The 23,569-nt window shown below is 64.0% G+C and carries 24 protein-coding genes; 12 read left to right on the top strand and 12 right to left on the bottom strand.

Translation table 11 applies throughout. From position 1 onward, the window contains the following. Positions 1-18: 18 nt before the first annotated feature. Positions 19-2,022 (top strand): hydantoinase/oxoprolinase N-terminal domain-containing protein, encoded by a 2,004-nt coding sequence (locus tag G0P99_RS05945; protein ID WP_164128472.1) that lies wholly within the window; start codon positions 19-21, stop codon positions 2,020-2,022. A 46-nt stretch (positions 2,023-2,068) separates the two neighbouring features. Here the strand turns inward: G0P99_RS05945 and msrA are convergent, their stop codons facing one another. Beyond that, positions 2,069-2,581 (bottom strand): peptide-methionine (S)-S-oxide reductase MsrA, encoded by a 513-nt coding sequence (msrA, locus tag G0P99_RS05940; protein ID WP_164128471.1) that lies wholly within the window; start codon positions 2,579-2,581, stop codon positions 2,069-2,071. Further along, on the bottom strand, positions 2,578-3,027 hold the full coding sequence (gene msrB / locus G0P99_RS05935; RefSeq protein ID WP_164128470.1) for a peptide-methionine (R)-S-oxide reductase MsrB: 450 nt from the start codon (positions 3,025-3,027) through the stop codon (positions 2,578-2,580). The genes msrA and msrB overlap by 4 nt, the downstream gene beginning before the upstream one ends. A gap of 139 nt (positions 3,028-3,166) precedes the next feature. On the opposite strand from msrB, the gene G0P99_RS05930 reads away from it, so the two are divergent. Then, on the top strand, positions 3,167-3,688 hold the full coding sequence (locus G0P99_RS05930) for a glutathione peroxidase (protein WP_164128469.1): 522 nt from the start codon (positions 3,167-3,169) through the stop codon (positions 3,686-3,688). On the opposite strand, the gene G0P99_RS05925 is transcribed toward G0P99_RS05930, so the two are convergent. The 3 genes from G0P99_RS05925 to G0P99_RS05915 all read right to left on the bottom strand — a co-directional run bounded on the left by G0P99_RS05925 (position 3,685) and on the right by G0P99_RS05915 (position 7,385). After that, positions 3,685-4,563, bottom strand: a complete 879-nt coding sequence (locus G0P99_RS05925; RefSeq protein ID WP_164128468.1) for a DMT family transporter — start codon at positions 4,561-4,563, stop codon at positions 3,685-3,687. The genes G0P99_RS05930 and G0P99_RS05925 overlap by 4 nt on opposite strands. A gap of 75 nt (positions 4,564-4,638) precedes the next feature. Continuing rightward, on the bottom strand, positions 4,639-5,919 hold the full coding sequence (locus tag G0P99_RS05920) for a tetratricopeptide repeat protein (protein ID WP_164128467.1): 1,281 nt from the start codon (positions 5,917-5,919) through the stop codon (positions 4,639-4,641). Positions 5,920-5,963: 44 nt separating this feature from the next. Further along, positions 5,964-7,385, bottom strand: coding sequence for a M20 family metallopeptidase (locus G0P99_RS05915; protein WP_164128466.1), 1,422 nt, complete (start codon positions 7,383-7,385; stop codon positions 5,964-5,966). Positions 7,386-7,635: 250 nt separating this feature from the next. On the opposite strand from G0P99_RS05915, the gene G0P99_RS05910 reads away from it, so the two are divergent. Beyond that, positions 7,636-8,802: a CynX/NimT family MFS transporter gene (locus tag G0P99_RS05910; RefSeq protein WP_164128465.1), complete on the top strand. Its 1,167-nt coding sequence runs from the start codon at positions 7,636-7,638 to the stop codon at positions 8,800-8,802. A 184-nt stretch (positions 8,803-8,986) separates the two neighbouring features. Here the strand turns inward: G0P99_RS05910 and G0P99_RS05905 are convergent, their stop codons facing one another. From G0P99_RS05905 to ade, 3 genes are all read right to left on the bottom strand, one after another. After that, complete coding sequence (locus G0P99_RS05905) at positions 8,987-9,274, bottom strand: HU family DNA-binding protein (RefSeq protein ID WP_164128464.1); 288 nt, start codon at positions 9,272-9,274, stop codon at positions 8,987-8,989. Between the two features lie 132 nt (positions 9,275-9,406). Beyond that, a complete protein-coding gene (locus tag G0P99_RS05900) occupies positions 9,407-10,870 on the bottom strand; it encodes an AMP nucleosidase (RefSeq protein ID WP_164128463.1) in 1,464 nt (487 codons plus the stop codon). After that, positions 10,867-12,669 (bottom strand): adenine deaminase, encoded by a 1,803-nt coding sequence (ade, locus tag G0P99_RS05895; RefSeq protein WP_164128462.1) that lies wholly within the window; start codon positions 12,667-12,669, stop codon positions 10,867-10,869. Before ade ends, G0P99_RS05900 begins: the two co-directional genes overlap by 4 nt. A gap of 112 nt (positions 12,670-12,781) precedes the next feature. Here ade and G0P99_RS05890 point away from each other — a divergent pair, with 112 nt between their 5' ends. Continuing rightward, positions 12,782-13,210, top strand: coding sequence for a glyoxalase (locus G0P99_RS05890; RefSeq protein ID WP_164128509.1), 429 nt, complete (start codon positions 12,782-12,784; stop codon positions 13,208-13,210). A 92-nt stretch (positions 13,211-13,302) separates the two neighbouring features. Here G0P99_RS05890 and G0P99_RS05885 read toward each other — a convergent pair whose 3' ends face one another. Beyond that, the gene (locus tag G0P99_RS05885) at positions 13,303-14,175 is read right to left on the bottom strand and encodes a LysR family transcriptional regulator (RefSeq protein WP_164128461.1); all 873 of its coding nucleotides are present in this window, start codon (positions 14,173-14,175) and stop codon (positions 13,303-13,305) included. Positions 14,176-14,294: 119 nt separating this feature from the next. Here G0P99_RS05885 and G0P99_RS05880 point away from each other — a divergent pair, with 119 nt between their 5' ends. The 6 genes from G0P99_RS05880 to queF all read left to right on the top strand — a co-directional run bounded on the left by G0P99_RS05880 (position 14,295) and on the right by queF (position 18,542). Continuing rightward, entirely contained in the window at positions 14,295-15,050 is a 756-nt protein-coding gene (locus G0P99_RS05880) for a class II aldolase and adducin N-terminal domain-containing protein (RefSeq protein ID WP_164128460.1), read from the top strand. Positions 15,051-15,128: 78 nt separating this feature from the next. After that, positions 15,129-16,118: a sterol desaturase family protein gene (locus tag G0P99_RS05875; RefSeq protein ID WP_164128459.1), complete on the top strand. Its 990-nt coding sequence runs from the start codon at positions 15,129-15,131 to the stop codon at positions 16,116-16,118. 170 nt (positions 16,119-16,288) lie between these two features. Continuing rightward, entirely contained in the window at positions 16,289-16,981 is a 693-nt protein-coding gene (gene queC / locus G0P99_RS05870; RefSeq protein ID WP_164128458.1) for a 7-cyano-7-deazaguanine synthase QueC, read from the top strand. After that, a complete protein-coding gene (gene queD / locus G0P99_RS05865; protein WP_164128457.1) occupies positions 16,981-17,337 on the top strand; it encodes a 6-carboxytetrahydropterin synthase QueD in 357 nt (118 codons plus the stop codon). The genes queC and queD overlap by 1 nt, the downstream gene beginning before the upstream one ends. Continuing rightward, a complete protein-coding gene (queE, locus tag G0P99_RS05860; RefSeq protein WP_203582987.1) occupies positions 17,334-18,053 on the top strand; it encodes a 7-carboxy-7-deazaguanine synthase QueE in 720 nt (239 codons plus the stop codon). Before queD ends, queE begins: the two co-directional genes overlap by 4 nt. A 21-nt stretch (positions 18,054-18,074) precedes the next feature. Next, complete coding sequence (gene queF, locus G0P99_RS05855) at positions 18,075-18,542, top strand: preQ(1) synthase (protein ID WP_011049432.1); 468 nt, start codon at positions 18,075-18,077, stop codon at positions 18,540-18,542. 10 nt (positions 18,543-18,552) lie between these two features. Here the strand turns inward: queF and G0P99_RS05850 are convergent, their stop codons facing one another. Then, positions 18,553-19,185 carry a class I SAM-dependent methyltransferase gene (locus G0P99_RS05850; protein WP_164128456.1) on the bottom strand — a complete coding sequence of 211 codons (633 nt, stop codon included), beginning with the start codon at positions 19,183-19,185 and terminating at the stop codon, positions 18,553-18,555. Positions 19,186-19,272: 87 nt separating this feature from the next. On the opposite strand from G0P99_RS05850, the gene G0P99_RS05845 reads away from it, so the two are divergent. After that, positions 19,273-20,118 (top strand): SDR family oxidoreductase, encoded by an 846-nt coding sequence (locus G0P99_RS05845; protein WP_164128455.1) that lies wholly within the window; start codon positions 19,273-19,275, stop codon positions 20,116-20,118. Between the two features lie 97 nt (positions 20,119-20,215). Here the strand turns inward: G0P99_RS05845 and G0P99_RS05840 are convergent, their stop codons facing one another. Both G0P99_RS05840 and G0P99_RS05835 read right to left on the bottom strand, forming a co-directional pair. Continuing rightward, positions 20,216-20,980, bottom strand: coding sequence for a hypothetical protein (locus G0P99_RS05840; protein WP_164128454.1), 765 nt, complete (start codon positions 20,978-20,980; stop codon positions 20,216-20,218). Continuing rightward, positions 20,977-21,720, bottom strand: a complete 744-nt coding sequence (locus G0P99_RS05835) for a hypothetical protein (RefSeq protein ID WP_164128453.1) — start codon at positions 21,718-21,720, stop codon at positions 20,977-20,979. The genes G0P99_RS05840 and G0P99_RS05835 overlap by 4 nt, the downstream gene beginning before the upstream one ends. 332 nt (positions 21,721-22,052) lie before the next feature. Here G0P99_RS05835 and G0P99_RS05830 point away from each other — a divergent pair, with 332 nt between their 5' ends. Next, on the top strand, positions 22,053-23,546 hold the full coding sequence (locus G0P99_RS05830) for an ABC transporter substrate-binding protein (RefSeq protein ID WP_164128452.1): 1,494 nt from the start codon (positions 22,053-22,055) through the stop codon (positions 23,544-23,546). Positions 23,547-23,569: the final 23 nt, after the last annotated feature.

The following is a 23,569-nucleotide window of genomic DNA, read 5'->3' as shown; positions in this document are numbered from 1 at the left end:
ACAGAAGGGAGAACCCGGATGACACTGTCATTGGGCGTGGATACAGGCGGAACCTATACCGATGCGGTGCTGATCCGGGACGAGCGCGATGTCATTGCCTCGGCCAAGGCGCTGACCACGCGGTCAGATCTGGCCATCGGGGTGGGGCAGGCCATTCGGGCGGTGATGGAGGAGGCCGGTGTCTCGGCCGGGCAGATCGGGCTGGCCTCGCTGTCGACCACGCTGGCCACCAATGCGCTGGTCGAGGGCCAGGGCGGCCGGGTGGCGCTGATCTATATCGGGTTCAGCCAGGGCGATCTGGACAAGCATGGGCTGCGCGAGGCCCTGAAGGGCGATCCGGCGCTGGTCATATCGGGCGGGCACAGCCATGCGGGCAGCGAGGTGGCGCCGCTGGACGTGGCCGCGCTGGAGGAATTTCTGGCCTCGGGCGCGGGGGTGTCGGGATATGCGGTGGCGGCGCATTTCGCCACGCGCAACCCGGCGCATGAGCTGGAGGCGGCGCGCATCATCGCCGAGCGGACCGGCGCGCCGGTGACCTGCTCGCACCAGTTGTCGGCCAAGCTCAACGGCCCGAAACGGGCGGTGACGGCGGTGTTGAACGCGCGGCTGATCGGCATGATCGATCGCCTGATCGGACGGGCGCAGGATACGCTGGCTGATCTGGGCATTGACGCGCCGATGATGGTGGTGCGCGGCGACGGGGCGCTGATGAGCGCGGAACAGGCGCGGGCACGGCCCATTGAGACCATCCTGAGCGGTCCGGCGGCCTCGATCGTGGGGGCGCGCTGGCTGACCGGGGTCGAGAATGCGCTGGTCTCGGATATCGGCGGCACCACCACGGATGTGGCCCTGATCAAGGACGGGCGGCCCAAGATCGACCCGGCAGGCGCGCAGGTGGGCGGCTTCCGCACCATGGTCGAGGCGGTGGCGATGCGGACCCATGGCCTGGGCGGGGACAGCCAGGTCCATGTGGTGGCCGAGGGGTTGAAGGGCGGTGTCTTTCTGGGGCCGCGCCGGGTGCTGCCGGTCTCGCTGATCGCGGCCGAGGCGGGCGAGGCGGTGCATGCGGTGCTGGACGAGCAATTGCGGGCCGCGACCGTGGGCGAATACGATGTGCGGTTTGCCCGCATGCTGCCGGGGGTGCCGACCGACGGGTTGGGGCCGCGCGAGACCGTGTTGCTGGACCGGCTGGGCACACGGGTGCTGCCGTTGTCGGGGCTGTTGCGCACCAGGATGGAGCAGGGCGCGCTGTCGCGGCTGATCGACCGGGGGATCGTGCAGGTGTCGGGGATCACGCCCTCGGATGCGAGCCACGTGCTGGGACGGCTTGACGTCTGGGATGGTGAGGCTGCGCGCAAGGGGCTGGAGCTCTATGCGCGCAAGCGGACCGGCAGCGGCGAACGCCTGGCGGGTTCCCCCGAGGCGCTGGCGCAGATGATCATCGACCAGTTGACCGAGCAGACCGCGCTGACCTTGCTGGAGGCCGCTTTTGCCGAGGATGACAGCGATTTCGGTTTGCCGCCTGAGCAACTGGCGCGGCATATCCTGACGCAAAAGGGGCTTGCGGGCCATCGCGGGCTGCTCATGCTCGACACGGCGCTGAACGTTGAGGTCGTCGGGCTTGGGGCGTCGGCGCCCAGCTATTACCCGGCGGTGGGTGCGCGGCTGCATTGCGGCATGATCCTGCCGGAACATGCAGGCGTCGCCAATGCCATCGGCGCCGTGGTCGGGCGGGTGACCTTTCGCAAGTCAGGGACCGTGACGGCCCCGGCCGAGGGGCGGTACCGCGTGCATCTGGAGGAGGGGCCGCAGGATTTTGGCTCGGCCGAGGCGGCGCTGGGGCTGCTGGAAGAGGTTCTGCGCGCCGAGGCGCAGGCGGAGGCGCGCGCCGCCGGGGCCGAGGATGTCCGGGTGATCGTGTCGCGCGATGTCCGGCAGGTGCCGGTCGAGGGGCGCGAAGTCTTTGTCGAGGCGACCGTTACGGTCGAGGCCAGCGGGCGGCCGCGCGTGGCCGACGAGTGAGTTGGGGCGCGCGCATCGCTCGCGCGCCCCGCTTCTGTTTTTCTGGTTATTCAGCGGCGCTGGCCCGTTTGGGCAGCACCCAGTCCCGGCGCGGGAAGTGGCAGGTATAGCCGTTGGGATGCTTCTCCAGATAGTCCTGGTGATAGTCCTCGGCCTCCCAGAAATCGCCTACGGGTTCCACCTCGGTCACCACCTTGCCGGGCCAGAGGCCGGAGGCGTCGACATCCGCGATGGTATCCAGCGCGACGGCCCTTTGCGCCTCGTCCACGTAATAGATCGCGGAACGATAGCTGAGGCCGATGTCGTTGCCCTGGCGGTTCGGCGTGGTCGGGTCGTGGATCTGAAAGAAGAACTCCAGCAGGTCGCGATAGGTGGTCTGGGCCGGGTCGAACATGATCTCGATCCCTTCGGCATGGGTGCCGTGATCGCGGTAGGTGGCGTTGGCCACATCCCCGCCGGTATAACCCACGCGGGTGGCTTTCACCCCGGGCAGCTTGCGGATCAGGTCCTGCATCCCCCAGAAACATCCCCCCGCCAGAACGGCGCGTTCAAGGCTCATGCGATATCCTCCACTTGGTCAATGTAGTCGGCGTAGCCTTCTGCCTCCATGTCGTTGCGATGAACGAAGCGGAGCGAGGCCGAGTTGATGCAGTAGCGCAGCCCGCCGCGGTCGCGCGGACCGTCGGGAAAGACATGGCCCAGATGGCTGTCGCCGTGTTTCGAGCGGACCTCGGTGCGGATCATGCCGTGGGTGCGGTCTTCGATCTCGGTCACGTGCGCCGGTTCGATCGGCTTGGTGAAGCTGGGCCAGCCACAGCCGGATTCGTATTTGTCGGACGAGGCGAACAGCGGTTCGCCCGATACGATGTCGACATAGATGCCGGGTTCCTTGTTGTGCAAGAGCTTGCCGGTGCCCGGGCGTTCGGTGCCGCTGCGTTGCGTCACGTAGAATTCTTCGGGCGACAGGGCGGCCAGGGCTTCGGGCGATTTGGTGTAACGGGTCATGGAACCTCCGCTTAGGGTCTTAGGCGCAGTATTTGAGATCGGATTGCCGAAAGCAAAGGGTTGTTTCATGCCGCTCGCGCAGACGTGCATTGATCCGGGTGGCTTTGGCATACGTAGACTGAGGGAAAGGAGAGCAAAGATGTTCCGTATCATTTTTCTGATCGTTCTTTTGCTTGTTGGCCGGGCTGTTCAGGCGGCCCCGGTGTCGGGCGTGTTCCCCTCGATCGACGGCGGTACGCTGTCGATGGAGTATTGGCGCGGGCAGCCGGTGCTGGTGGTCAACACCGCGTCGCAATGCGGGTTCACGGGGCAATATGCCGGGTTGCAGGACCTGTGGGAGACCTACCGAGGCAAGGGCCTGATCGTGCTGGCCGTGCCGTCGGACGATTTCAACCAGGAATTGGCCACGGCGGCCGAGGTCAAGGAGTTCTGCGCGCTGAACTATGACCTGACCCTGCCGATGACCGACATCCTGCATGTAAAAGGGGCGGGGGCGCATCCGTTCTACAAGGCGGTCAAGGCCGAGACCGGGTTCGAGCCGGGCTGGAATTTCAACAAGGTGCTGGTGGCGCCGGACGGCACCGTTGCGGCGACCTTTGGCTCGGCCGTGCGCCCCGATTCGGCGCGGATGAAGCGCGAGATTGAGGCGCTGTTGAATTAAGGCTTGCGCGCCGCCGTCTGTCGGGACAGTTGCACCGCCAGAATGCCAGCGGTGGTGATCGCCACGCCGACAAGGTCGAGCGCGCCCAGGCGCTCGCCCAGCAGGGCGGCGGCGATGGCGACGCCGAACACCGGGTTGAGGAAGTGGAAGGTGGCGGCCCGGATCGCGCCGATGCGGTTGAGCAGCAGCACCCAGACAAAGGTCGCGGTCAGGCCGGGGATCAGCGTCGTATAGGCGAATGCCAGCGCCAGCGGCAGCGTCGGGTTCACATGCACGGTCTCGAACACCGGGGTCGCGACGAACAGCACCGCCGAGCCCACCAGCATTTGCAGGCCCACCACCATCATGAAGTTGCCGCCCGAGGTCGCTCCGCGCAGCGCCAATGTGGCGGCCGCCAGCGCCAGCGCGCCGAGACCGCACAGGAACACGCCGAACAGATCGACGCCCGCGTCGATCCGGGCGCCCATGATGAGTGCGACGCCGACAAAACCGGCCAGGAGGCCAATGACACCGAGGCTTGGCAGACGTTCGCCCAGGAAGACCCAGCTGGCCAGCGCCACCAGCAGCGGCATGGTTGAGGCGATGATGGCGGCGACCGAGGCCTCGACCGTCTGCATCGCGTAGAAATTCAGCCCCAGGTAAAGGGCATTCTGGCAGACGCCGAAGATGATGGTGGCCTTCCACTGGTTGCGGGTCAGCCGCCAGGTCTGGCCCATCGCCTTTGCGATCAGCACGCCGATCAGCCCCGAGATCAGGAACCGGCAGGCCAGCGAAAAGAGAGGTGAGGCATCCGCGACGATGATCCGGGCCGAGGTAAAGGCCGAGGACCACATGAAGGCAAAAGCCAGCCCCATGGCGATGGCGCGCAAGTCCATGATCTCTCCACCCTCTGTGCAATCGGGCGGACAGTTTCGGAAAACCCGGCGATGTTCAAGTGCCGAGGTCCGGGATCACCCGAGATCGTGAATCGGCGGCGCCGGGAACAGTACGGGACGGCGGGTTTGCAGGCTGCGGTGCGCCTCCTCCGTGAGACCCAGCCGCACCAGCACGTTGACATAGGCCAGCTCGACCAGATCGCGCTGGGCGCGGCTGCCGCCCAGACGTTCGTTTGTGGCCATGACCTGTGCCAGTTCGGTGAGCGCGGCTGTCCAATCCTGCCGTGCAATAGCGCCCCAGGCGCGGGCGATCGGGCGCACCATGTCGCCGGCAAATCCCTTGGCCGTCTCGGCGATATGGGCCAGCCGGTCGCCCTGACCGGCCATCGCATGGGCAAGGGCCGCGTGCATGTCGGCAAAGCTCTGCCCGGTTTCGGGAAAAAACCGCGCGGCGAAAGCGCTGATCGCGGTCCAGCGTGCCGGGTCCACCGTGATACCGGCCAGTTCCGCGCGATAGAGGATGGCGGCGGTATCGGTCAGCACGTTGATCGGCAGGCCCTTGGCCGCGCCGGGGCCGATGCTGCGATCCACCAGTGCCCACATCTCGGCCTCGTCGCCGTCATGCAGCGCCCAGAGTGCCTGGTGCCAGGACAGGTGCCCGTGCAAAACCGCCCGGTCGTCATAGCCACGCATCCATTCGGCAAGATAGGCCCGGCCAGCGGCGGTGTCCCCTGCCTCGTAGAGCGCATGCGCCTTGAAATGCGAGCCGTTGGCGTTGTTGGGGTTGAGCGCCAGCGATTGCTCCATCAGCCGCAGCGAGGCGTCGACCTGCCCGGTTTCGCACAGCGACAGGGCGTGCATCGACATCATCCACCAGTCCTCGCCGTAATGGGGCAGCAGGGCAGACGTATAGGCGAGCAACTCCGCCTCGCGCCCGACCTCGCCGGAAAAGCCGATGAGGCCAAAGATGTTGGTGCAGAGCTGCGCGACCAGAGCGTCGCGCGGGTAGTCGCGGACATGGGCCAGTACCGCCTGCCGCGCCGCTTTTGGTTGCCCGCTCAGCAACAGGTTCATCGCCTCGATATGCTGGCGCTCGCGTTGGTCCGCCTGTGGCGCAAGTTCCGCTGCCTGTGCAATCGCGGCCTTTGCCCCCGGCATATCGGCGGACATCATCCGCGCCCGGGCCAGGGCCGCCTGGCCAAGCGCAAATCCGGGGTCCTGTTCGATGGCCTGTTCGAATTCTGTCGCCGCCCCGAACTGACCGGCAAGAAAGAGCCGGACGCCCCGGTCATAGTGGTCTGCTGCCGCCGCACTCTCGGTCGTGATCGGATTTCCGTAGGCGTCTTGTCTGGTCATCTGTGTTCTCCGGATCGGGTTTTCAGCAGGGGCAGGGGCAGTGGTTATTTCCCGGCCATGGCGGCGATGGGCGGTTCGGCCTCGGGGGGTAGCGGGCAGGTATACCCCTTTGGTCCGATCCGGGCGGCAAGATCGTCCCAGGCGCGTTTGCGCAGGTCGGCGTCCCGGATGACATCGACCCCGGTCGCGGCCATGACAGCGGCAGCGTGTGTCATGCCCTTCAGCGCCAGCGGGCTCTTGCCCTGGGCCACCATCTGCCACGAGTGGAACGGGGTGCCGATGGCATAGGTCGCGCCCCAAAGCTGAACCGTGGGCACCACCCAGCTGACATCGGCCACGTCGGTCGATCCGGCCAGAGGGGGCACCGGCGTGCCCTCGGGCACCACGAAATCGGGTAGGGCAAGATCGGTGCGCGGGCGCATGCCGACGCTTTCATAAGCGGTGGCGACATCCTCCTCGGTCATGGTGGCCTGGAACCGGGCGGCATAGGCGCGGTCCAGATCGTCGAACGGGGGCGGACCCAAGAGGTCGAGATTGCGCTGCATGGCGGCGCAGAGCGGGTCGTTGGGGATCAGGTTGGACACGGCGGCCAGCACCTCGTCCTGCACCTCGGTCTCGGTCATCAGCGCGGCGCCCTGGGCCACCTTGCGCACCCGCGCGAGCAGTTTCAGCATCTCGGGCGCGGTCTTGTCCCGCACCACGTAGCGGACCTTGGCCTGGCCCTGCACCACGTTGGGCGAGATGCCGCCGCCGTCGATGATCGCGTAATGGATGCGGGCGCTGTCGGGCATATGCTCGCGCAGGTAGTTGACGCCCACGTTCATCAGTTCCATCGCATCCAGCGCGCTGCGGCCCAGATGGGGCGAGGCGGCGGCATGCGAGGCGCGGCCGGTGAAGGAGAAATCGACGCGGGCATTGGCCAGCGAACTGCCCAGCATCACGGCCGGGATCGAATGCGGATGCCAGGAAATGGCGATATCGACATCGGCGAATGCGCCATCGCGCACCATGAAGGTCTTGCCCGCGCCGCCCTCTTCGGCGGGACAGCCATAGTAGCGCACCCGCCCCGGAGTGCCGGTGTCGTGCAGCCAGTCGCGCAGGGCGATGGCCGCCAGCATCGCCGCCGATCCCAGCAGGTTATGGCCGCAACCATGGCCGTTGGCGCCCTGTTCCATCGGCTTGCGCTCGGCCAGGTCGGCGACCTGGCTCAGCCCCGCCAGCGCGTCGTATTCGCCCAGAAAGGCGATCTCCGGGCCACCCTCGCCGGCCTCGCCCATGACCGCGGTCGGGATGCCGGCGACGTTTTCGGTGACGGCAAAGCCCTGGCGTTTCAGCTCGGCCACATGGGCGGCGGTGGAGCGGGTTTCGGCATAACAGGTCTCGGGCGTGGCCCAGACGGCATTCGACAGCGCGTGCAGATCGGCCTGAGCGCGGTGGACATAGGACCAGACGGGATGTTCATTCATGGCGGGCCTCCGGGGTTGCACCGCAACCCTGCGCCGGAATTGGCCCGAGGTAAACATCCGTGTCCCTTGGGACGAAAAAGGTCATGTTGTGAAGCCGTGTTGGTCTGGATGATCCCGGAGCGGGCACAAGCCCCCGAGGCGCGAGGAGCCTCCACTTAAATTCCTTGTTTGCTTTCAAAATCCGAACATATGCTGGGGGCGACACATACTAATAAGCTTTCATCGTGTCGTTCTTGCAAGGAATGTATCTATGCCGATGCGATGGATTATTCTGTTAGTGCTGTTCTTTGCGCGAACGGTGATGGCGGTCCAATTCCAATCGATAGCGGCCTTGTCCCCATTCATCATGGAAAGTCTCGCTATTACCCTGACAGATATCGGTCTTTTGATCGGTCTCTACCTTGGCCCCGGGGTCATTGTTGCGATTGGTGGCGGTGCGGTGGCGACCTGGTTTGGCGACAAGCGGACGGTTGCAACCAGTCTGGTGCTGATGGTTCTGGGTGGCGTGATGGTGGCCTATGCTTCAAACTTGGGATGGGCCGTGGCGGGCAGAATTGTCTCTGGAGCAGGCGGAGTCGTTCTGAACGTCCTGATGACCAAAATGGTCATCGACTGGTTCGCAGGGCGGGCTGTTTCAACGGCTTTGGCGATCTTCATAAGTTCCTGGCCAATCGGGATCGGTCTGAGCCTGCTGATACTTCCCGCGCTGGCTGCCAGCACCGATCTCCAGACAGCATGGACCGTGTTGACGATCTGTTCGGTTCTCGCGCTTTTGTCTTTTGTGGTTATCTACAAGGCACCCGAGGGTGCAGTAACCGGCAATGCGCCGATCAAATTCACCTCTCTTCCCTGGACACCGCTGGCATTGGCTGCGGCGCTATGGGCGCTCTACAATGCCGCATTCGCCATGATCTTCAGCTTTGGCACGCTAGTTCTGGCAGATCGCGGGATGCCGATCACCGCCGCAAGTTCCGCCATAAGTCTCTACATATTCGCGGCCTCTCTCTCCATTCCGTTGGGCGGATGGCTGGCAGATCGGACCGGGCGCGCAAATTGGGTCATTCTGGCAAGCCTGGCTGGCAAGATGATGGTTTTTCCAGCGGTTCTCTATCTCCCGGAAGCCTATGTCCCTGCGACGCTTGTCTTGGGCGGTTTGTTTGCCGGATTGGCACCTGGGCCATTGGTCGCGCTGCCAAGCCTGGTTCTTTCTGCCGAAGCGCGTGCCTTCGGTACCGGCGTTTTCTACTCGATGTACTATCTGATCATGATGATCGCTCCGACACTGGCCGGGGGGCTTTCGGATTATCTGGGCGATGTGAACGTGGCTTTTGTCATGGGCGGGGGCATGGTTTTTCTCGCCATTATGGCATTTTGGGTTTTTCGGCGAACCGTTTCATCGGCACAGGTTGCCAGCTGAAAAGATAGCCAGAGATTCTTGTGACATCAGTCCACCTGCACCGCGTGAGGGATCAATGTGATCTGCGGCAGGTGCTCATTTAAAGTCAGCTAAGCCCCGCCTTGCGGATCGACCCGATTTTGCGACATTGCCCAACGAAAAAGGCCGCCCCGTGGGCGGCCTTGTCGTTCGGGTCCGGTGCGGATCAGCCGTTGACGCTGTCTTTCAGCGCCTTGGCGATGGTCACCTTGACGACCTTGTCGGCTTCCTTGGTAAAGGTCTCGCCGGTGGCCGGGTTGCGGACCTGACGCTCGGGGCGCTCGCGGCAATAGATCTTGCCGACGCCCGGCAGGGTGACAGCGCCACCGCCTGCCACTTCGCGGGTGATCAGCGCGCCGATGGCGTCCAGCGCCATGCCGGCGGTTTTCTTATCACTGCCCATTTCCTCGGCCAGTGCGGCAACGAGTTGAGTCTTGGTCATAGGCTTTGCCATTTCTTGGTCTCCTTTTTCGTGCCCGATCCATTGGGCCTCATCGCGGCAATCTAACTGTATCTTGTGATCAAACACAACGAATAGTAGCGACGAAAAACCCAAAAATATGGGGATTTCGGCGTTTTTTCGCGGTCAGAGGAAGGCAGTTTCGTCGAAAGAGCGCAGTTTTCGACTGTGCAGGCGTTCCAGCGGCATGCCGCGCAGCGCCTCCATCGCCCGGATTCCGATGCGCAGATGGCGGCTGACCTGGGTGGTATAGAAGGACGACGCCATGCCGGGAAGCTTCAATTCACCATGCAGCGGTTTGTCGCTGACACAGAGAAGCGTGCCATAGGGAACCCGGAACCGATAGCCGTTTGCGGCGATGGTGGCGCTTTCCATATCGAGCGCCACGGCGCGCGACTGGCTGAGGCGTTGCACCGGGCCGGACTGGTCGCGCAGTTCCCAGTTGCGGTTGTCGATGGTGGCGACGGTGCCGGTGCGCATGATCTGTTTCAGGTCATAACCGCTAAGCTCGGTTACCTCGGCCACGGCCTGTTCCAGGGCGATCTGGATCTCGGCCAGTGCCGGGATCGGCACCCAGACCGGCAGGTCGTCATCCAGCACGTGATCCTCGCGCAGATAGGCATGGGCCAGTACGAAGTCGCCCAGCGCCTGGGTGTTCCTGAGCCCGGCGCAATGGCCAACCATTAGCCAGGCATGCGGGCGCAGCACGGCGATATGGTCGGTCGCGGTCTTGGCGTTCGACGGGCCGACGCCGATATTGACCAGGGTGATGCCCGAGCCGTCGGCGCGTTTCAAGTGATACGACGGCATCTGCGGCAGCTTGGCGGGCGTATCCAGCGGCGCATCGGCCGTGGTGATCTTGACATTGCCGGTGCTGACAAAGCTGGTGTAGCCGCTGTCGGGATCGGCCAGCTGGGCGCGGGCATAGGCTTCGAACTCGGAGACATAGAACTGGTAGTTGGTAAACAGGACGTGGTTCTGGAAATGCGCCGGGTCGGTGGCGGTGTAATGCGCCAGCCGGGCGAGCGAGTAATCCACCCGCTGCGCGGTGAACAGCGACAGCGGGCCCGAGCCGTCATCGGACACATGGGTGCCGTTGACGATATCGTCATTGGTGGTGGCCAGATCGGGCACGTCGAACACGTCGCGCAGGGTGAAACCGGCGGCGCCCTCGTGTGGAACCACCAGATCGGGGGCGTTGGCCACCGCGAAATGCAGCGGGATCGGGGTGGATGACGGGCCGATCTGCACGGGTTGGCCATGGTTGCGGATCAACAGGCCGATCTGCTGAGTCAGATAGGACCGGAACAGATCGGGCCGGGTGACCGAGGTGGCATGGGTGCCGGGGTGCGAGACATGGCCATAGCTGAGCCGGCTGTCGACCTGAGCGTATGAGGAGGTGGAAAAGCGGATCTCGGGGTAATAGGCGCGATAGCGGGTGCCCGCCTCGGCGCCTTGCATGGCGGTGGTGAAGCTGTCGCACAGGAACCCGGTTGCCTGAGCATAGAGCTGTTCCAACCTTGCGACGGCCTCTGCCGCATCGGTGAAGAGGGCCGGTTCCGGGGCCTTTGGGGTGATCAGTTGCGTCATGCGAGCGGTTCCAGCAGGTCAATCTTTTCAAAGGTGCGGACATCGACCAGCCCCAGGTCCGAGATGCGCAGTTCCGGGATCACCACCAGTGCCAGCAGCGAGTGTTGCATATAGGCGTTGTTCAGCGTGCAGCCGCAGGTAACCATCGCGTCGACCATCTTCTGCGCCTTGGCGGCGACCTGGGCGGCGGGGCTGTCGGACATCAGACCGGCGATAGGCAGTTCCACCAGCGCCAGTTCCCGGCCCTCGCGCCAGATGGTGATGCCGCCGCCGACCTCGGCCAGCCGGTTCGCGGCCAGCGCCATCTGCTCGCGGTCGGTGCCCACCACGATCATGTGGTGGCTGTCATGCGCCACGGTCGAGGCCATGGCCATGCGGCCCTGATAGCCGAAACCAGAGACAAAGGCGTTGGTGACGCCGCCGGTGGCGCGATGGCGTTCGACCAGCGCGATCTGGCAGACATCTCCTTCGCCTTCGACCAGCCCGCCGATGATTGGCAGTTCCGCCTTGAGCGCCTTGGTGGGGGCCTGGTTTTCCACCACGCCGATCACATTGGCGCGCACCCGGTTGGCGCCGGTGGGGGCCTTGATCTCGAAATCTGTCGCGCTGAGCGCATGGCCCAAATGCACGGTGTTCCGGGCGGTGTCGGGCCAGTTGTAATGTGGGCAATCGACGGTGATCTTGCCGTTTTCGGCCACCACCTGCCCGCGTGCGATCACCAGTTCGATGGGGAGTTCCCGCAGGTCCGAGGTGAGGATCACATCGGCCCGGCGACCGGGTGCGGTCGAGCCCAACTCGCGCTCCAGCCCGAAATGGGTGGCGGTGTTGATCGTCGCCATTTGCAGCGCCACCAGCGGGTCGCAGCCACAGGCGATGGCATGGCGCACGACCCGGTTCATATGCCCGTCGTTTACCAGCGTGGCTGAATGGCAATCGTCGGTACACAGGATGAAGTTGCGCGGATCGAGCCCCTTTTCTGTCACCGCGGTGATCTGGGTTTCCACGTCATACCAGGCGCTGCCCAGCCGCATCATGCTGCGCATGCCCTGCCGGACCCGGGCGATGGCATCGGCCTCGCAGGTGCCTTCGTGATCGTCGGCCGGGCCGCCCGCTACATAGGCGGCAAAGGCGGGGCCCAGATCGGGCGAGGCGTAATGCCCGCCCACCGTCTTGCCCGCGCGCTGGGTGGCGGCGATCTCGGCCAGCATCTTGGGGTCGGCATTGGTGACGCCGGGAAAGTTCATCATCTCGCCCAGCCCGATGATGCCGGGCCAGGTCATCGCCTCGGCCACATCCTCGGGCGTGATCTCATACCCGGTGGTTTCCAGCCCCGGCGCCGAGGGCGCGCAGGAGGGCATCTGGGTAAAGATGTTGACGGGCTGCATCAGCGCCTCGTCATGCATCATCCGCACACCCGCGAGGCCAAGGACATTGGCGATCTCGTGCGGGTCGGTGAACATGGTGGTGGTGCCATGCGGGATGACGGCGGCGGCAAACTCGGCCGGGGTCAGCATCCCGCTTTCGATATGCATATGCCCGTCGCAAAGACCGGGGATCATGTAACGCCCATTCGCCTCGATGATCCGGGTTTCCGGGCCGGTGCAATGGCTGGCATCGGGGCCGACAAAGGCAATCCGCCCTTCGGCAATGGCGATGGAGTGGCCGGGCAGCGCCTCGCGCGTGTGCACGTTGATCCAGATACCATCGCGGATGATCATGTCCGCCGGTTCACGGCCTGCGGCGACCGCGACCAGACGGGGGGCCACATCGGCCCAAGCTGAGAAAGTCTTGTGTTCCATGGCGCAGCTTTTCCGAAACCGCGACCGGGTGCAAGCCCCGCCGAAAGGGTTTCATCAAAGCTTCGTCTTTGCCTGCTTGACAGCGGCGGGCGGTCGGCAGAACCCTGCCGGAATGGATTATGACACGATAGATGCGGATGGGTTCGGGCGGTCGCTCAAGGGGATCGGGCTGAACCTGCTGGTACGGGACGTTCCGGCGGAATGTGCCTTTCTGGAGGCGGTGTTCAGGATGCAATCGCATCAGGTTACGGCGGATTTCGCTATCGTCACTTATGGAGATCAGGTGTTCCAGTTGCACAGCGACGGCACCTATCACGCCAACCCGATGCTGGGGCTTTTGCCAGAAAACCCGCCGCGCGGGACGGGGATCGAAATCAGGCTCTATGACAGCGATCCCGATAGGGCGGTGGCGCGGGCCGAGGGGTTTGGCGCGACGGTCTTGCAGGTCCCGACCGACAAGCCGCATGGTCTGCGTGAGGCCTATATCCTGTGCGACAATGGCTATGCCTGGGTGCCGAGCCGGCCCAAGGACAGCGCCTGACCGCAGCGCGCCCCGGGCGCGCTGCCCGGCCCAACGGGAGGAGGTGCCGCGTCAGCGGCATCGACGACGGGCGGGAGCGCCCCTTTCCCGGATCACCCGGCCTCGCGGGCGATTTCGGCCCGGATCCAGTTGGCAAAGGCCACCGCGCCGGGTGTCTCCTCGGCCTGTGGTGACAAAAGCAGGTAATAGGCCTCGGGCATCAGCACGCTGTGGTCGAAAGGGGCGATCAGGCGTCCTTCGGCCATCAGGCGCGACACGATCACCTTGTGCCCCATGCACAACCCGCCCCCGGCCATGGCCACGGAAAGCCCGACCATATAGGTGGTGGCATAGGTGATCGGCGGGTTGGGCCAAGGCAGGCCCACGTCTTCGGCCCAGCTTGCCCAGTTCGACAGCAGGTTCGAACAGTCGTAGAGCGGCTGTTCATGCAGGTTGTCCAGAGTGACCGGATAGCCCGGAACACAGACCGGGAAATAGCGATCCGTTGTCAGCAGCTCGGTCCGCACCGTATCCGCCGGTCGCAGGGAATAGCGGATCTCGACCGCCGCGCCCTCGGCCATTTCGCGGGGTTCCCAAAGCTCTGTGAAGATGTTCAAGCGCACATCCGGATGCTGGACGCGGAACCAGGGCAGGCGCGGGCCCAGCCAGTTGACCGCGAAGGTGATGTTGCATTGCACCTGCACCGTGTTCTGATGGTCGCCCGTCACCGCGCGGGTGCCCCGGATCAGGGTGCGGAACGCCTCGCGCACCACCGGCAGATAGGTGATCCCGGCCTCGGTCAGTTCCAGCGCCCGGGGGCGGCGGTGAAACAGCGGCTGCCTAAGGTGCGATTCCAGCGCCTTGATCTGCTGGCTGACCGCGCTTTGCGTCATGTTCAGATCGCGCGCGGCGCCGGTAAAGGACAGGTGGCGGGCGGCGGCCTCGAAGGTCCGCAACCAGCCCAGCGGGGGGAGGGGGTTCTGCATCCCATAACCTTGCCATAAGTATTCCTAATGCGAAACGGGCGAATTTTTCGTTGGTCAAATCTGATGTCAAAAGGCAGGTTTTGGGCAATCCATATGCCACCCGACAACAGGAGAGACCCATGTCCGTCACCAGCCTGCGTCCCAATATCGACCATTGGCAGGAGCGTGTCGATCTGGCCGCGTCCTTTCGCTGGATCGAGCGGCTGAACATGCATGAAGGGGTCGCCAACCATTTCAGCCTAGCGGTGAACCCCGAGGGCACGCAGTTCCTGATGAACCCCAACCAGATGCATTTTGCGCGTATCCGTGCCTCGGACCTGCTGCTGCTGGATGCCAATGACGCCAAGACGATGGAGATGCCGGGCGCGCCCGATCCCACCGCCTGGGGCCTGCATGGCTCGATCCATCGCCGCTGCCCGCATGCGCGTTGCGTGATGCATGTGCATTCGATCTTTGCCACCGTGCTGGCGAGCCTTGCCGACAGCTCCCTGCCGCCGATCGACCAGAACACCGCGACCTTTTACAACCGCTATGTCATCGACGATGAATTCGGCGGGCTGGCGTTCGAAAGCGAAGGCGAGCGCTGTGCCTCGATGCTGAGCGACCCGAAGAAGCGGGTGATGATCATGGGCAACCATGGCGTTCTGGTGATCGGCAGCGATGTGGGCGATACGCTGAACCGGCTCTATTATTTCGAGCGCGCCGCCGAGACCTATATCCGCGCGTTGCAGACGGGCCGCCCGCTCAGGCTGCTGAGCGACGAGATTGCCGAGAAGACGGCGCAGGAGCTTGACGACTATCCAGGCCAGGCCGAGGCGCATCTGCGCGAGGTCAAGGCGGTGCTGGATGGTGAAGGGTCGACCTACGCCAGCTGACACTTTGAGATTTGCAATTTGCCCGAACCGGCCCCTGGGCGCCGGAGGATGGCGCTTGTCCAGAAACGAGGAAAGACGATGACCGATTTCAGTCAGGACGCCGAAGCGGCACGCTGGAATTATCGCCCAGTGAACCCAGTTGGCCTGAACCCGCTGTTTGTCTGGCCGCCCCGCCCGGCGGCGGTTCTGCGCTGGTATCGCGGGGCGTGGCTGCAACTGACCTCGCTGACCCTCTGTTTGGCGCTGGCCGTTGCGGCCTATGCCTGGTTCCTGCCGCCGCTTGAGGCGATGCAGAGCTTTGCGCCCGGCTGGATGTTCCGGGTGTGGCTGTTGAACATGGTGCCGCAGATCCTGGTGGCGGGCGCGCTGCACTGGTGGCTCTACATGCGCAAGGGTCAGGGCAAGTACAAGAAGTTCGACCGCCGCGACCTAACCCGTGACAACGGTACCTTTACCTTTCGCAACCAGGTCTGGGACAATATCTGGTGGACATTGGGCAGCGCGATGACCGTCTGCACGGTCTATCAATGGCTGATCTACTGGATGATGGCCAATGGCTGGGTGCCCACCATCACCTGGGCGCAGGCGCCGGTCTGGTTTGTGGTCTGGATGTTCTTCATCCCGATGTGGTCGGGGCTGCATTTCTATTGGGTGCACCGGCTGGAGCATCACCCGAAGCTCTACAAGCATGTGCACGCGGTGCATCACCGCAATGTCAATATCGGCCCGTGGTCGGGCATTTCGAACCACTGGTACGAGAACATCCTCTATTTCACGACCTATTTCGTCCATCTGCTGGTGCCCTCGCACCCGCTGCACCTGCTGTTCCATATCTATTTCCAGCAGGTCAGCCCGATCCTGTCGCATTCGGGGTTCGAGAAGATCAAGGCGGGCGAGACCGAGGCCGCCAAGACAGGGGATTTCTTTCACCAGCTGCATCACCGCTATTTCGAATGCAACTACGGCACCTCCGAGATCCCGTTCGACAAGTGGTTCGGCACCTTTCACGATGGCAGCGCCGAGGCCACCACCCGCACCCGCGCCTATAAGAAGCAGATGTATACCTGACCCGGTCGACAGGTTTGGCAGGGCCGCCCGTTTGGGCGGCCTTTCACGTTTTCGCCGACGTTGGCGCCGGGTCTTTACCTTTACCCCGCGCCTCTGCTACAGGCGCCCGGTCCGGATCATCCGGGCGCCGGTCGCAGCCTACCCGGCTTATGAAAACAAGGGACCCAAACGTGAAGACACTTGTCATCTGCTCTGGCGGATTGGATTCGGTATCGCTGGCCCACAAGGTGGCCGCCGAGCACGATCTGATCGGCCTTATCTCTTTCGACTACGGTCAGCGCCACCGCAAGGAGCTGGACTTTGCCGCCCGTGCCGCCACACGGCTGGGCGTGCCGCATGACCTGATCGACATGCGCCAGATCGGCGCGCATCTGTCAGGCAGCGCGCTGACCGATGATGTGGACGTGCCCGACGGGCATTATGCCGAGGACACCATGAAGATCACCGTGGTGCCCAACCGCAATGCCATCATGCTGGCCATCGCATTCGGCATCGCGGCGGCCAAACAGGCCGACGCGGTGGCGACCGCCGTGCATGGCGGCGATCACTTCATCTATCCCGATTGCCGCCCCGGTTTTACTCAAGCCTTCGAGGCGATGCAGGCCCACGCGCTGGACGGTTATGCCAGTGTCCGGCTCTACACGCCCTTCGTGCACGAACCGAAATCGGCCATCGTGAGCGAGGGCGCGCGCCACAACACGCCCTTTGCCGATACCTGGTCCTGCTACAAGGGGGGTGAGGTGCATTGCGGCCGCTGCGGCACCTGTGTCGAGCGGCGCGAGGCGTTCCATCTGGCAGGCGTCTCAGACCCGACCGTCTATGCCGACCCCGAGTTCTGGCGCGCGGCGGTGGAGGGGCGCTGATGTACCGGATCACCAAAGAGTTCCATTTCTCGGCCTCGCACCAGCTGTGCCATCTGCCGGAGGATCACCCCTGTGCCCGGCTGCACGGGCATAACTATATCGTCGAGGTCGAACTGGCCGCTGCCGATCTGGATGCCAACGGCTTTGTCCGCGATTACCGCGAGTTGAAGCCGCTCAAGACCTGGATCGACGATGCGCTGGACCACCGTCACCTGAACGAGGTGTTCGGCCATGACATGGTCACGTCCGAGCGGCTGGCGAAAGAAGTCTATGACTTCTGCAAGGCGCGCTGGGCAGAGACCAGCGCGGTGCGGGTCAGCGAAACGCCCAAGACCTGGGCCGAGTACCGGCCATGACCACCCTGCGCATCGCCGAAATCTTTGGCCCTACGATACAGGGTGAGGGCGCGGTGATTGGCGCACCGACCGTGTTCGTGCGGGCGGGCGGTTGCGATTACCGCTGTTCGTGGTGCGACAGCCTGCATGCGGTGGACAGCGCCTATCGCGACACATGGACCGCGATGAGCACGGAACAGGTTTGGGCCGAGGTCGTGTGTCTGTCGGGCGGTGTGCCGCTGACGGTGTCGCTGTCGGGCGGCAATCCCGCGATCCAGGATTTTGGCCCGCTGATCAAGATGGGCAAGGCGCAGGGCTATCGCTTTGCCCTGGAAACCCAAGGGTCCGTTGCGCGGAGCTGGTTCCGTCAGCTTTCGCCCCTGATCCTCAGCCCCAAACCGCCCTCGTCCGGCGAAACGGTGGATTGGGACCGGTTCGGCGACTGTATTGCACAGGCGCGCGATGCGGTGACGGTGATCAAGATCGTGGTGTTCGACGAGACCGATTACCTCTGGGCGCGTGAGGCGGCGGCGCGTTATCCGAACCTGCCGATCTATCTGCAACCGGGCAACCACACGCCGCCGCCACCCGATGCCGAGGATGCCGCCATCGACATGGACGGTATCATGACACGCTATGAATGGCTGATCGGTCGGGCCCTGGCCGACCGATGGTTCACCCCCACAATCCTGCCGCAGCTGCATGTGCTGGTCTGGGGCAACAAGCGCGGCGTCTGAGACGCCGAGAGGAGCAAGACAATGGCCAATCAGGACATCTATGCGAACCTGACCCAACTGGGCGGCAAGACCGAGCTGCCGAATTCGCCAGAGGAGGCGGTGCTGGAAAAGGTACCCAACCCGCAGGCGGGCACCGATTACGCGGTGCGCTTCACCGCGCCTGAGTTCACCTCGCTCTGCCCGCTGACGGCGCAGCCCGATTTCGCCCATATCGTGATCGACTATGTGCCGGGCGACTGGCTGGTGGAAAGCAAGTCGCTGAAGCTCTATCTCGGCTCGTTCCGCAATCACGGTGCGTTCCACGAGGATTGCAGCGTCTCCATCGGCAAGCGATTGGTCGAGCTGCTGGCGCCCAAATGGCTGCGGGTCGGGGCCTATTGGTATCCGCGCGGCGGCATTCCGATCGACGTGTTCTATCAGACCGGGCCGGAATTGCCTGGTGTGTGGATCCCCGATCAGGGCGTGCCGACCTATCGCGGGCGCGGCTAGGTTCAGGCCCCTAGGACTTCTCGAACAGGGCAATAAACGCCATGTCGTCCTTGTGCGGACCTGCGGCCAGATCGCCATAGATGCGGACCCGGGGCAGTTTGAGGTTCTCGATCTGCCCCTGCTCCATCCGGCGCAGGGCAAGGTCGAAGCCTTTCTCCTCGAAATGCTTGGCATTGATCGAGATCGCGAATTGCGCGCCGTGCCGGGCGACGCGCAAGAGCGCAGGCAGAACCTCGGGGCCCAGATGGCCATGGGTGAAGGTGCCTGACGATACGATGCCGGAGTAACTGTCGCGCGGGGCGGGGATGCCCTGGTTCAGGTCGGTCTCGATGGCGTCGCGATAGATGTCCTTGCGCATGGCGCGGTCCAGCATCTCGGCGCTGATATCGGCGGCGTCGATGGGGCCGACGCCAAGCCCGGCCAGAATGGCACCGCAGAGGCCGGTTCCCGCGCCCACATCCAGCACCGGCCCTTGGCCACCCGCCGCCACAAAGGCGCGCGCGGTGTGCGCGGGCAGCTGATAGTCTTCTCGCGCTGCAAAGCCGTCGTCATAATCACCCGCCCATTCGGCATAGAGCTGCCGGTTGTCCTCGGGCGATTGCAGGCGATAGGCCGTGTCCAGATCGGGTGTCTTTGTGCTCATGCACAATTGAAGGCCCAAGTGCGGATTCGAATCAAGTGCGGCGATCATGCGCTTGATTGTTCCGGCGGCGGGTCGCAACTATGGGGCATGACAGGCACGCTTCTTTCGTTTGGACATGGATACTCCGCCCGGGCGCTGTCGCGGCAGCTGGCGCCGCGGGGCTGGCGGATCATCGGAACCTCGCGCAACCCCGAGCAGATGGAGGCGATCCGGCAATCCGGCGCCGAACCGGTTCTGTGGCCCGGCGGCGAGGTGTCGTTTGACGGGGTCACGCATCTGCTGATCTCGACCGCGCCGGATGCGGCGGGGGATCCGGTGCTGGCCGCGCTGGGTGAGGAAATCGCCAAAAGAGCCAACCAGTTTCAATGGGTTGGATACCTTTCCACCACGGCGGTCTATGGCGATCACGACGGCGCCTGGGTGGATGAGAGCACACCGGTCGCGCCAACGGCGGCGCGCGGGCGCTGGCGGGTGATGGCCGAGGAGCAATGGCAGGCGGTGCCCGATCTGCCGGTTCACATCTTTCGGCTGGCCGGAATCTATGGTCCCGGACGGGGGCCGTTTTCCAAGCTGGGCAAGGGCGGACTGCGCCGGATCATCAAACCGGGACAGGTGTTCTCGCGCATACATGTCATTGATATTGCTCAAGTTTTATCCGCTTCGATGGCGCGGCCAAACCCCGGCGCGATCTACAATGTTTGCGATGACGAACCCGTTCCGCCGCAGGATGTGATTGCTTATGCGGCCGAGTTGCAGGGGCTGCCGCTGCCGCCCGCCGTCAATTTCGACGAGGCTGACTTGACCCCGATGGCGCGGAGTTTCTATAGCGAAAACAAGCGGGTACGGAACGACAAGATCAAGCAGGAGTTGGGTGTCGAGCTGAGATATCCCAACTACAAGGTCGGGCTGGAGGCGCTGGCGCACGAGGGCTGAACCGGGCCCTTGTACGGGAAATTGACCGTTTTGTACCGGTCCCGGGACGGCAATTGACCGTTTTGTACGGCGTTTTCCGTGGGGAAACCGGCCCGCTTCACGGTTTCGGCGGCAGGACGCCCCGGTCTTGCAGCACCTGCAAGATATCCAGAATGGTCCCGGTGCTGACATCGGTCGAGCCGCGCAGGGAGAGGCCCAAGCCACCTTCGCCGATCTCGGTGGTGCCGCCGGTGTCGTATCGCGGTTCCAGCGATGCAAGCTCGGGTGGCAGTTTCGGACAGACCGGGTGGTTGGCCATCAGGCGTTCGACAACCGCCACCAGCAGATCCCCGGCTTTTTCCGAGGCCTTTTTCTGCGCGTCGGTGAGTTGGACCGCGCCGGTGAGGTCGATGGCCATGTCCGCCAGGTTGAGGGTGACGCAATTGTCCTCGACCCGGACCCCGGCCGTGACGGTCAGCGTCATGTCCTGTGACAAGACCAGCGGTCCCCGGTCAGTGGCCGTCAACCCGTCGCGCGCGCAGCTATACATGTCGGCGGCAAGCGTACCCGAAAACACGAAATTGCCTCCCTGAGCGGCCAGATCTATTCCGCGAATTTCGGCCCTGAGGGTGCACAGGTCCACCAGCGCATGCCCGTTCACGATCCCGGGCAGGGTGGACTGGAGGTTCGTCAGGTCGAGCAGCGCCTCGGTACCGATGCGGGTCGGGCCACGCTCGGCCAGTCGCAGGCTGAGATTGTAGGAAATTTTGCGGTCGAGAACCGTCAGGTCACTGTCAAAGGTCAGGTCGACCTCGTTGGCCGAGACCTGGGGCGCCAGCATCGTGAGGGCCAGAAGTGCGACGGGTGTCCAGAGGGTTTTCATTGGTTTTGCGGCCCCAGAATGCCGCGGTCTTTCATGACCCGGACGAGATCGAGGATCGTTGCGGCGCTGGTGTTGACCGAGCCGCTGAGGCTGGCGCCAAGGCCGCCCGCGCCGATCTCGCGGATACCGCCGGAAGTGTATCGCGGTTCGAGACTTGCGATTTCGGGGGGGAGTTTGGGGCAGACCGGGTGGTCGGACAGGACCTCTTCGGCCTTTTCGACAATCAGGCGTTCGGCCAGTTCGGTCAGGCCGAACAGGTCGGCGGCGCCGCCCAGCAGCCCGAGGGGGTCCAGTTGCAGATCGACCAGACTGGCCCGCATGCAGGGATGGGTGACAACCGTGCGCGCGGTGGCCTGGAAATTCACGTTCTGGCCAAACAGGAGAAACCGGCGGTAATGCACCTTTGGGTCCTTGGTGTTGCACCCAAAGAACTTGGCCTGAAACTGACCGCGCACGGAAACGGTGTCGGCCTTGGCCGAAACGTCCGAGATGGCAACCGCGAATTTCTGTTTGCAGTCCTCTTGCAGGACGCTGGAGAGCAGGGCGGGCGCCTGTGCCTGAAACCCGCGCAGGTCCAGATACGCGCCCACCGACATCCGGGTCGGGCTGACGTCGTCGAGGCGAAGGACCATCGAATAGGGGATTGGCGCGCCTTTTATGGCGAGCTGTTCGGTCACCTTGAGGGACACCTCGTCGGCCGCCAGCCCATGGGCCGTGAACAGGGTTGCTGCGGCGGCCATGGTACAGAGTTGCCGGGTTTTTCGGGACAGGTTTGCCAATCGGGCCCTTGTGGCACGCTCCAAAGGCCGGGCGGTCGGGACGTTTATGGAGGAACGCGGCGGCATGGTTTTCCTTTGGAGCGGGGCCAAGGTGGTTGCCGGTCATTGAAGGCGACCTGTGACGGCGGGTCAAGGCGGCGCGCATGGATGGCCGGAAATCCCCGGGGTAGGCGGGCTGCACCCTGCGGCGAAAACAGTTGACGCTGACAGGGTCGCTCATGCAGCCTTTAAGAAAAGGTAAAGAACTTTCTACAGAATGTGTTCGCAAACAATGGAAAAGGGGGAGGACATCCATGTCATCCAAACTTGCAAGATCTGGCGTGGCCATCGCCGCGCTGGCACTGTGCGCCGCGCTGTCGCCGACAGGGGGCTGGGCCGGAACCACCATTGTCATCGGGTTGCAGCAGGAGCCGACCTCGCTGGATCCGACGGCGGATGCGACCGCGTCGATTGACGGGATGCTGACGCAGAACCTGTTCGAATCGCTCACCACCGTGAACGAGGCGGGCGAGGTGCTGCCGCAACTGGCGGAAAGCTGGACGGTGTCCGAGGACGGGCTGACCTATACCTTTGACCTGTTGGATGGGGCCACGTTCCATGACGGCACCGGGTTCGATGCCGAGGACGTCAAGTTCAGTTTCGACCGGGCGATGGCGGAGGATTCGGTCAACCCGTCGAAAGGTCTGTTCAAGCCGATTGAAAGCGTGACGGTTGTCGATGCGGGCACGGTCGAGATCAAGCTGAAGCAGAAGGACGCGTTTTTCCTGTTCAACATGGCGCAGGGTGACGTGTCTATCGTGGCGCCCGAGTCGGTTGAGGCCAACAACGCAAACCCGGTCGGCACCGGGCCGTTCAAATACGACAGCTGGACGCGGGGCGACAAGCTGGTGCTGGTCAAGAACCCCGATCACCGCGATGCGGGTTCGGTGGCGCTGGAACGGGTAGAGTTCAAGTTCATCTCGGATGCGGCGGCGGCCTCAGCGGCGCTCTTGGCCGGCGAAATCGACGCGTTTCCCGGATTTCCGGCGCCCGAGCTGTTGCCGCAGTTCGAGGCCGATCCGCGGTTCAAGGTGGTGACCGGATCGACCGAGGGCGAGGTGATCCTGGCCATGAATAACGCGAAGGCGCCGTTCAACGATATCCGGGTGCGGCAGGCGGTGAGCCATGCCATCGACCGGGGCGAGATCATCGACGGGGCGATGTACGGGCAGGCGGTGCCGATCGGCAGTTTCTATCCGCCGCACGGGCCCGCCTATGTCGATCTGACCGGCACCTATCCGCATGACACCGCCAAGGCCAAGGCGCTGTTCGAAGAGGCGGGGGTTGCCGGGACGACCATGACCTTGCGGGTGCCGCCGTTTCCCTATGCCACGCGCTCGGCCGAGATCATCCAGGCGCAGCTGGCCGAGGCCGGGATCGACGCCAAGGTGGAGAATGTCGAATGGGGGTTCTGGATCGACGAGATCTACAAGAAGCTCAATTATGACATGACGATCATCGCCCATACCTCGCCCAATGACATGGGCAATTTTGCGCGCGGGCCGAAGTATTTCTATGGCTATGACGATGCCGGCTACACCGACCTGTGGAACCGGATCAGCGCCGAGGCCGATGACGCGGCGCGCAATGCGCTGCTGGCCGAGGCGCAGAAGTATCTGGCCGATCAGGCGGTGCACGGGTTCCTGTTCCAGCTGCCGCAGCTTGGGGTCTACAAGACCGGGGTCGAGGGGTTCTGGGATTCACGCGCTGTGCTGTTCCAGCCACTGGCGGGTGTGTCCGTGAACTGACCGGAAAGGCGGCGCGCCGGGTG

Source organism: Ruegeria sp. PrR005 (genome assembly GCF_010500245.1).
GTDB classification, from domain to species: Bacteria; Pseudomonadota; Alphaproteobacteria; order Rhodobacterales; family Rhodobacteraceae; genus Ruegeria_B; species Ruegeria_B marisflavi.
Note: the sequence above shows the minus strand (reverse complement) of the source record. Positions and strands in the feature narration are given on the sequence as shown.

Coding starts and splice junctions, on each gene's coding strand:
- G0P99_RS05910 (WP_164128465.1), top strand. CDS start 7,636: ATGCCGATGCGATGGATTATTCTGTTAGTGCTGTTCTTTGCGCGAACG.
- G0P99_RS05900 (WP_164128463.1), bottom strand. CDS start 10,870: ATGACGCAACTGATCACCCCAAAGGCCCCGGAACCGGCCCTCTTCACC.
- G0P99_RS05905 (WP_164128464.1), bottom strand. CDS start 9,274: ATGGCAAAGCCTATGACCAAGACTCAACTCGTTGCCGCACTGGCCGAG.
- G0P99_RS05930 (WP_164128469.1), top strand. CDS start 3,167: ATGTTCCGTATCATTTTTCTGATCGTTCTTTTGCTTGTTGGCCGGGCT.
- G0P99_RS05880 (WP_164128460.1), top strand. CDS start 14,295: ATGTCCGTCACCAGCCTGCGTCCCAATATCGACCATTGGCAGGAGCGT.
- msrB (WP_164128470.1), bottom strand. CDS start 3,027: ATGACCCGTTACACCAAATCGCCCGAAGCCCTGGCCGCCCTGTCGCCC.
- G0P99_RS05920 (WP_164128467.1), bottom strand. CDS start 5,919: ATGACCAGACAAGACGCCTACGGAAATCCGATCACGACCGAGAGTGCG.
- G0P99_RS05945 (WP_164128472.1), top strand. CDS start 19: ATGACACTGTCATTGGGCGTGGATACAGGCGGAACCTATACCGATGCG.
- G0P99_RS05830 (WP_164128452.1), top strand. CDS start 22,053: ATGTCATCCAAACTTGCAAGATCTGGCGTGGCCATCGCCGCGCTGGCA.
- G0P99_RS05835 (WP_164128453.1), bottom strand. CDS start 21,720: ATGGCCGCCGCAGCAACCCTGTTCACGGCCCATGGGCTGGCGGCCGAC.
- queE (WP_203582987.1), top strand. CDS start 17,334: ATGACCACCCTGCGCATCGCCGAAATCTTTGGCCCTACGATACAGGGT.
- G0P99_RS05875 (WP_164128459.1), top strand. CDS start 15,129: ATGACCGATTTCAGTCAGGACGCCGAAGCGGCACGCTGGAATTATCGC.
- queD (WP_164128457.1), top strand. CDS start 16,981: ATGTACCGGATCACCAAAGAGTTCCATTTCTCGGCCTCGCACCAGCTG.
- G0P99_RS05915 (WP_164128466.1), bottom strand. CDS start 7,385: ATGAATGAACATCCCGTCTGGTCCTATGTCCACCGCGCTCAGGCCGAT.
- queF (WP_011049432.1), top strand. CDS start 18,075: ATGGCCAATCAGGACATCTATGCGAACCTGACCCAACTGGGCGGCAAG.
- G0P99_RS05845 (WP_164128455.1), top strand. CDS start 19,273: ATGACAGGCACGCTTCTTTCGTTTGGACATGGATACTCCGCCCGGGCG.
- G0P99_RS05890 (WP_164128509.1), top strand. CDS start 12,782: ATGGATTATGACACGATAGATGCGGATGGGTTCGGGCGGTCGCTCAAG.
- G0P99_RS05885 (WP_164128461.1), bottom strand. CDS start 14,175: ATGCAGAACCCCCTCCCCCCGCTGGGCTGGTTGCGGACCTTCGAGGCC.
- G0P99_RS05925 (WP_164128468.1), bottom strand. CDS start 4,563: ATGGACTTGCGCGCCATCGCCATGGGGCTGGCTTTTGCCTTCATGTGG.
- ade (WP_164128462.1), bottom strand. CDS start 12,669: ATGGAACACAAGACTTTCTCAGCTTGGGCCGATGTGGCCCCCCGTCTG.
- G0P99_RS05850 (WP_164128456.1), bottom strand. CDS start 19,185: ATGAGCACAAAGACACCCGATCTGGACACGGCCTATCGCCTGCAATCG.
- msrA (WP_164128471.1), bottom strand. CDS start 2,581: ATGAGCCTTGAACGCGCCGTTCTGGCGGGGGGATGTTTCTGGGGGATG.
- G0P99_RS05840 (WP_164128454.1), bottom strand. CDS start 20,980: ATGAAAACCCTCTGGACACCCGTCGCACTTCTGGCCCTCACGATGCTG.